Genomic DNA, 6,625 nt, shown 5'->3' on the forward strand with positions numbered 1-6,625 from the left:
TTGTTATTGGCCAGGAATGGCTGTTGGGTCTTTCTTCTTTTTGTCCTTAGACATCATACCTTTGATTTTTTCTTGTGTTTCAGGATCTTGGAGTTTTTCTTTTCCCATTTGAATGGCTTTTTGGCCTTCTTCGGAATTTGCTTTTTCGATCAATTTATCCATAAGACCAGGTTCATTGGAACCAGCATCTTTTGATTCAGAACTTGCACAAGAAAGTGCAAACAAACATGTTAATAGGAAAAGTATACTTTTTTTCATTCGATTTACCGTAAGTAAAAGAGGATTCGTCCATTTCGTGTTTCGTCAATGGAAAAACAAAATCGTTTGTAGAAAAGAAGCCCTCTTGTAAAACCAATCCAATTACGACCAAACAAAAGGTATTGGAATGGACCAGATATCCCTAGACCGAGATGCCGAACAATTAAAAAGCCTCGGATTAAAATCAGAATTTGAACGGAGTATGAGTTTTTGGGAAAACTTTTCCCTCGGTTTTACATATCTGTCCCCCGTTGTGGGTGTATACTCCGTATTTGCCCTAGCCATCCAAGCAGGTGGACCACCGATGATTTGGAACTATCTCTTAGTAGGACTCGGTCAATTTTTAGTTTGTTTGGTTTTTGGTGAGGTGGTATCCCAATACCCAATCTCTGGGGGGATTTACCCTTGGTCACTCCGGCTTGTTGGAGATAAATTTGCTTGGATGGCCGCGTGGGTTTATGCTTGGGCTTTGTTTACATCCGTTGCAGCGGTCGCCGTTGGTGGTGCCCCTTTTCTAGGTAACCTACTCGGAGTGGAACTAGGTAATACTGGTTTTATTTGGATTGCAATTGGTATGATCTTAATCTCCACCTTACTTAATTTAAGTGGAACTAAGTTATTAGCACAGGTTGCCTTTTTTGGTTTTTTCTGTGAACTAGTAGGCGCTATCCTTGTTGGGGGTTATTTACTGTTTTTTGCAAAAGTAAATTCTATTTCTATTTTATGGAATACGTTTTCTTTCGGAAGTGGCGTGGATTATTTCCCTGCATTTCTTGCATCTTCAGTTGCCGCTATGTTTTGTTATTATGGATTTGAAGCGTGTGGAGATGTGGCTGAAGAAACACCAAATGCAAGTTCAGCGATTCCTAAGTCCATGCGTATGACAATTTATATTGGAGGTGGTGCTGCCATTTTCATTTGTTTGGCCCTACTTTTAGCACTACCCAATGTGGAAAAAGCAATATCGGGAGAAGATTCTGATCCTGTTACCACCACACTCACAACTGCTATGGGAATGACCGGTTATCGATTGGTTATCGTTGTGGTGATGATTTCCTTTTTATCCTGTTTACTGAGTTTACAAGCTGCGGCGAGTCGATTGTTATTTTCATTTGCAAGAGATGGAATGATATTTGGTAGCCAATATTTAAACCATCTATCCAAAAAAGGTAAAGTTCCGACAAAAGCTCTGATCATCACGGGGATTATACCCATCATCATCACGAGCATTGGACACTGGTTACAAGATACAGTCACAACCATCATCAGTTTTGCATCCTGTGGAATTTATGTTGCGTTTCAAATGGTTGTCTTTGGAGCTTTATATGCCAGGTTCAAAGGATGGAAACCACAAGGTTCTTTTACGTTAGGAAAGTATGGTTATGGAATTAACGTACTTGCCTTGGTTTATGGAATCATTGCCGTTTCCAATATGGTATGGCCAAGATCACCAGAAGAACCTTGGTTCATTAATTACGGAATGATTTTTACGTCTCTTGTGGTAGTAACAACAGGTTTATTTTACCTTCTTCTCGCCAAACCACATATCCGGAAAAAATACGCAAAATCGATTTAATCATTCTGAAACGATGGATTTTGGGAAATTGTCATTCTTTTTCCCAAACCATCCATTCTCCCAATTCCCATTCCTTTTTTTTAACAATTTTGTAACCAGGAAGAACACTTCCACCAAATCCATGATAAGTGATTACTTGTGTTCCTTTTTTACATTGGTATAAATGATGTTTCAGAATTTGAATGTTTTTGATAAATTCTATAGCAGACTTTTCTTTTTTGAAATCAATCGAATGTTCTCCCTTCATCAGTTCATACAATGGATTGAATACATAATAATGAGAATGTCCATAAGGAAAATTGACCAAAAAATCAGATTGAGTGAAAGTAACGCCCGTTATTTTCAATTTTAGCATTAACTTTTCTGAAACAGTTACCAATCCTTTTCGGTCTTCAACACCATACACAGGGAAACTTCCATTGGCAAATTGGACCAAGTTCAAACAAAATTTTCCAACCCCTGAGCCTAAATCCATTACGGAATACACAGATTGTGTTTTTAAATACTCCCAGGTGAACCGAATGATTTCAATGGGGGTCCACTGGTAAGGAGAAAGGACTCTGTATTCATTTGGTAAAAGAGAATCCCAAATCTCGTCTGTCATCACATCCCCTACATCCAAAGAAAGTAGCATCTTAAAAATTGGTTTCTCATTTTTCCAATCCGTGTTACAACTTTTCCTTATGGATCAAAAAATACAGTATTTAAACCAGATGATTGAAATCATAGACACAAAAGTTTCGATCTTTAAGAAAAATAAAACCAAACTGCCCCAAGCCGCTTACCAAGCAGAAAAACAAGTCCTCACAAGGACAATCCAAGACACAATCCAACTCGCTGAAGAAATCAAACCTGTTCCTTTTTCCCTCATCAATGATTTGAAAACATTGATCAAACAATTATAATCCTATCTGTTTTAAGTCTAATCTATCGTGAGCGAATCTGATTTAAAATCATCAAATACCCCCATCGTTGTGGGTTCCGGAATCACTGGTGCATCGATCATGATGATGAAACCAGAAGTTCGGTTATTTGACAAAGCAAGAAATGCTGGTGGAAGGGTAACCACAAAAGAATTACAAGATTTGGGAATTCGATTTGATATTGGAGCTACAATGTTCCGAGACCAAATGGAAGTCAATTGGTTAGGCAAAACTTCATCCTATAATTTGTTTGAGATATGGAATTCGAATCTTGTCTCGGTTGAAACAAAACAAATCTATGACAACCACCACTATTATCCAGTGTATGGAATGGAATCAATTGCGAAGGGAATGTTAAAAAACCACCCTTCTTCCCAAAGTATGACATTAAAATCCATCAAACAGAATAATGACGATGGATGGAATTGTGATTTTTATTCCAATACAAACAAACGATTGGAACAAGTTTCTTCAAAAGAAGTGATCCTTACCCTCCCAATCCCTCAAATCCTAGAAATATTCAAACATTCTGAAACGAATCACAACCTAGAAAAATGGATTCAGTTCTTAGAACCTTATAATGATTACCGGAAAACTCTTGTTAGTTTATTTTATTGGAAAAACTGGAAACCAGACTTGGAAACATTCGGACTAATCCAAAATTCCAAATTCCCAGTGAATACAGTTTTAGAACGGGGGGAAGATTGGGAATACCAAAGTTGGGAATTTATCAAATACCCAACGAAAAATGATCATGGATCCACATTACTCGTACAATTTTCAGCGATGTTTTCTGAATCACATTTTGAATATTGGATGGATCCAGATAAAAAACCAACTCCCTTTTATGAAGAAATGTTAACTTCTACCTTAAAGGAAAAATGGCAGGCACCAAACCCCGATGGAATTTGGAACCACCGCTGGAAGTTTGCACAGGCTCAGATGCCACTCCTTGGTCGTCAGGGAGCCTTACAACTTGACTCAGAGGAATTCTTAGAATGGAAATCCCTTTGTAAGGAAACTGGTATCATGGTGTTAGGTGACTGGTTATTTGGATCAAAAATTGAAAGGATCATCGGAGGAGTTTATTTTCTCATCCATAATGGTATCTTATGATTCGGCTTTACCTAAGATTTCCCGAAAAGAATTCACCCTCCTTCGGTTGGCAAAAATATCCCAAAGGCCAAGGAGTGACTGAGACCTGACCTGGACTTCATTTTTGTCACTTGGAAAGTAAACTTCCACTCGGTCGGGAAACCGAAACACTTTTGTAAAAAATATGATTCGAATGTATTCCCCTTCTTTCTCTTCACTGATAAAGATATTTTCTGACTCATGAAAAAATTTGGAAATTCGTTTGTACGCCTCCTCTCTTGAAGTTGAATACACAATAGGATCCACTTTATGAACAAAATTGTATTTCATACTTTGCGACGAAACACAGTTAGGTGAAGGAGGACAACCTCGAAGTTCACCTTCGTCTACACCGGAAAAGGGACTGAGAACGCTCATACAACAAATGAAAAATACACCTAAAGCTGCTTCCATACTTCCATCTCTTCAAGTTACCCATTTTTTTACTTGCAGATTTTCATTTTCCTCGTAATTTCCTTATCTCATGAAACGAACCTTCAAACTTTTCTCGTTTATTTTGTTTTTTAGTCTCATCCTACTCTTTGGCATCGCCTATTATTTTTCAGGGATGGTGTTATACCCCAAAGTTCGATGTAACCCGGACCATCATGTATATTGTGACGGACCAAAAGAATTGGGATTGGAATTTGATGAAGTAAACATTACTACCGAGGACAAATTGAACCTTGTTAGTTACTGGATCCCCGCCAAACAATCCAAAGGAACAATTCTTATGGTCCATGGGCATGGTGGCCAGAGGAATGAGGGCCTTCGTTTTTCCAAGAGCCTACACCAAGCAGGATACAACTTACTACTCCTAAGCCTTCGCAGAAACCATGGTGGGTATGCAACGATGGGTGGTCTTGAACAAAAAGATGTGGATGCTGCGCTGCAATTCTTAAAGGCAAAAGGAGAAAACAAAATTGGGATTTTTGGATTTTCCATGGGGTCTGCGACAAGTATCATTGCTATGGCTAACCACAAAGAAATCAAAGCTGGTCTTTTTAGCAGCGGGTATGCGAGTGCGATGGATGTGCTCATCGAATCCGCCAAACGTGATTTTGGAATTCCTTACTATCCCCTCATCCCAGTTGTGAAATTAGTATTGGACTACCGAAGTGGAATTGATATGAATTCTGTGAGACCAATTGATTCGATCGCGAATATCCAGCCAAGGCCTATTGCCATTTTTCATTGTAAGATGGATGATTATGTAGACTACCACCATGCTGAGGACTTATATGCCAAAGCAAAAGAACCTAAAAGTCTATGGGCACCTGAATGCAATCGCCACGAACGGATTTGGAATTTTGATCCTAAAGAAGCAGAAAAAAGGACTGTTGTTTTTTTTACGGAGTATTTGAAGTAAGGAAGAGAATATGTCTCAAGGACTGGAAATACAGTCATTACGAATATATAATTTATGATAAAAACTTTCTCAAGCTTACGTTAGTTTGGAATACTAATCACAAATTGAATCGATGCGTAAGATACTTCGACAAGTCAGGACTAATGGTAATTTCTCGGAATCTTTAGCAGAATTTGCCAGAAATAAGCAGGCTTGCAGTTTCTTTTTTTGTTCAGAGCAGTCACTATTGCTCGTTGAAACTGAAACAGAACAATTTACGATCAAAAATAAAACTATGACAACCTTTCTCATTCTAAAATCTTCCTATTCCATTTTAATATGTTATCTATAACCAAAGATTCTGTTAGTTGCTCTTTTACTTTGCACTATTGCAATCTCAATGAGAAATCATACAACTATCTTTTGTCCAAAATATTACTTAAAAGCAATCGATATCTAAGCCTATCAATATCTGATTTCCTAAATTCAGGTATTTTATTGCAAAAAATGAAGTAGAATCAATGGACAACTTGTCCTAAATCAAATGGAATTATACTATATTGGACACTTGTTTTTTTCTGATTTTGAATCAGTATGTCTTCGATTTTAACCATGTGCGTGATATTTATCAAATTCCTAACATCCAAATAGTGATTTGTGGAAATCATCGGGATTTCACGTTTTCAAATTAGATAATCTAAAATAGCTTATCTAATTTTCTTTAATTGAAATATATTGAACCAGCTCCCCAAGGAAGGAGACCTTAAAAAAGCCCTGCAAAATCAGCCTGTAGCGGTAGCTGACTCAGTGGTGTTATATTCATCTTCCATCAGAGCAAACAAACATAGATCCAGACGATACAAGGGAGGAACTGCTTCTATTTACTTAAGTAACTCACTAGGAGGAGAACAGAAAGGGACACTAGTTCATACAGTAGGCATTAACGGAGGGATGACCTTCTACAAAAGTATACCTCTAAATAACCAACACTACTTAGAAAAGGATCTGAATGAAAAGATCCCAAAGACAGTTACCCTCTTCACTGACGAAGGATACAACTTCTTATGGGATCGTCCCAACCATAGATCCGTGAATCACAGTAAGAAATCGAATGATCCAAGATTCAACTTAAGTCGTGAGAGATGGGTGACTAAAGAGGGAGTGTCCTCTAATGGTGCAGAGGCTAGAAACAATCTATTAAAGCAAAGTTTCCGCAGTTATGGGTTCTTAAGTTGTAAATGGGGACAACTGGCACTGAATGAGATCAGTTTCTTAGGGAATGTAAGATTTGTTCCAGAACTTAAAAATCTACTGAGTTTGGGGGATTCTAAAAATGTGGGCTTCGGTGATTACCACTGCTCGAAGGAGGGCTAAGAACAAACCCCA

8 protein-coding genes are annotated in these 6,625 nt (G+C 38.0%); 5 read left to right on the forward strand and 3 right to left on the reverse strand.

The window, feature by feature from the left end; translation table 11 throughout:
* Positions 1 to 3: 3 nt before the first annotated feature.
* Positions 4 to 258: a hypothetical protein gene (locus tag DI076_RS07135; protein ID WP_108959252.1), complete on the reverse strand. Its 255-nt coding sequence runs from the start codon at positions 256 to 258 to the stop codon at positions 4 to 6.
* Between the two features lie 127 nt (positions 259 to 385).
* Here DI076_RS07135 and DI076_RS07140 point away from each other — a divergent pair, with 127 nt between their 5' ends.
* Positions 386 to 1,834: an APC family permease gene (locus DI076_RS07140; RefSeq protein WP_108959253.1), complete on the forward strand. Its 1,449-nt coding sequence runs from the start codon at positions 386 to 388 to the stop codon at positions 1,832 to 1,834.
* Between the two features lie 31 nt (positions 1,835 to 1,865).
* Here the strand turns inward: DI076_RS07140 and DI076_RS07145 are convergent, their stop codons facing one another.
* The gene (locus tag DI076_RS07145) at positions 1,866 to 2,438 is read right to left on the reverse strand and encodes a class I SAM-dependent methyltransferase (RefSeq protein ID WP_167396514.1); all 573 of its coding nucleotides are present in this window, start codon (positions 2,436 to 2,438) and stop codon (positions 1,866 to 1,868) included.
* Between the two features lie 79 nt (positions 2,439 to 2,517).
* Here DI076_RS07145 and DI076_RS07150 point away from each other — a divergent pair, with 79 nt between their 5' ends.
* Together DI076_RS07150 and DI076_RS07155 are read left to right on the forward strand one after the other, a co-directional pair.
* Complete coding sequence (locus DI076_RS07150; RefSeq protein WP_100728036.1) at positions 2,518 to 2,739, forward strand: hypothetical protein; 222 nt, start codon at positions 2,518 to 2,520, stop codon at positions 2,737 to 2,739.
* A 27-nt stretch (positions 2,740 to 2,766) separates the two neighbouring features.
* Complete coding sequence (locus DI076_RS07155) at positions 2,767 to 3,873, forward strand: NAD(P)-binding protein (protein ID WP_245918311.1); 1,107 nt, start codon at positions 2,767 to 2,769, stop codon at positions 3,871 to 3,873.
* Here the strand turns inward: DI076_RS07155 and DI076_RS07160 are convergent.
* Positions 3,868 to 4,305, reverse strand: coding sequence for a DUF1499 domain-containing protein (locus tag DI076_RS07160; protein WP_108959254.1), 438 nt, complete (start codon positions 4,303 to 4,305; stop codon positions 3,868 to 3,870). The two genes, DI076_RS07155 and DI076_RS07160, sit on opposite strands and share 6 nt — an antisense overlap.
* A gap of 70 nt (positions 4,306 to 4,375) precedes the next feature.
* Here DI076_RS07160 and DI076_RS07165 point away from each other — a divergent pair, with 70 nt between their 5' ends.
* Both DI076_RS07165 and DI076_RS07170 read left to right on the forward strand, forming a co-directional pair.
* Positions 4,376 to 5,260, forward strand: a complete 885-nt coding sequence (locus DI076_RS07165) for an alpha/beta hydrolase (protein ID WP_108959255.1) — start codon at positions 4,376 to 4,378, stop codon at positions 5,258 to 5,260.
* Positions 5,261 to 5,974: 714 nt separating this feature from the next.
* On the forward strand, positions 5,975 to 6,613 hold the full coding sequence (locus DI076_RS07170) for a TMEM53 family protein (RefSeq protein WP_245918312.1): 639 nt from the start codon (positions 5,975 to 5,977) through the stop codon (positions 6,611 to 6,613).
* The last annotated feature ends 12 nt before the right edge of the window (positions 6,614 to 6,625 follow it).

It is taken from the genome of Leptospira ellinghausenii, from assembly GCF_003114815.1.
In the GTDB taxonomy this organism is placed as follows: Bacteria; Spirochaetota; Leptospiria; order Leptospirales; family Leptospiraceae; genus Leptospira_A; species Leptospira_A ellinghausenii.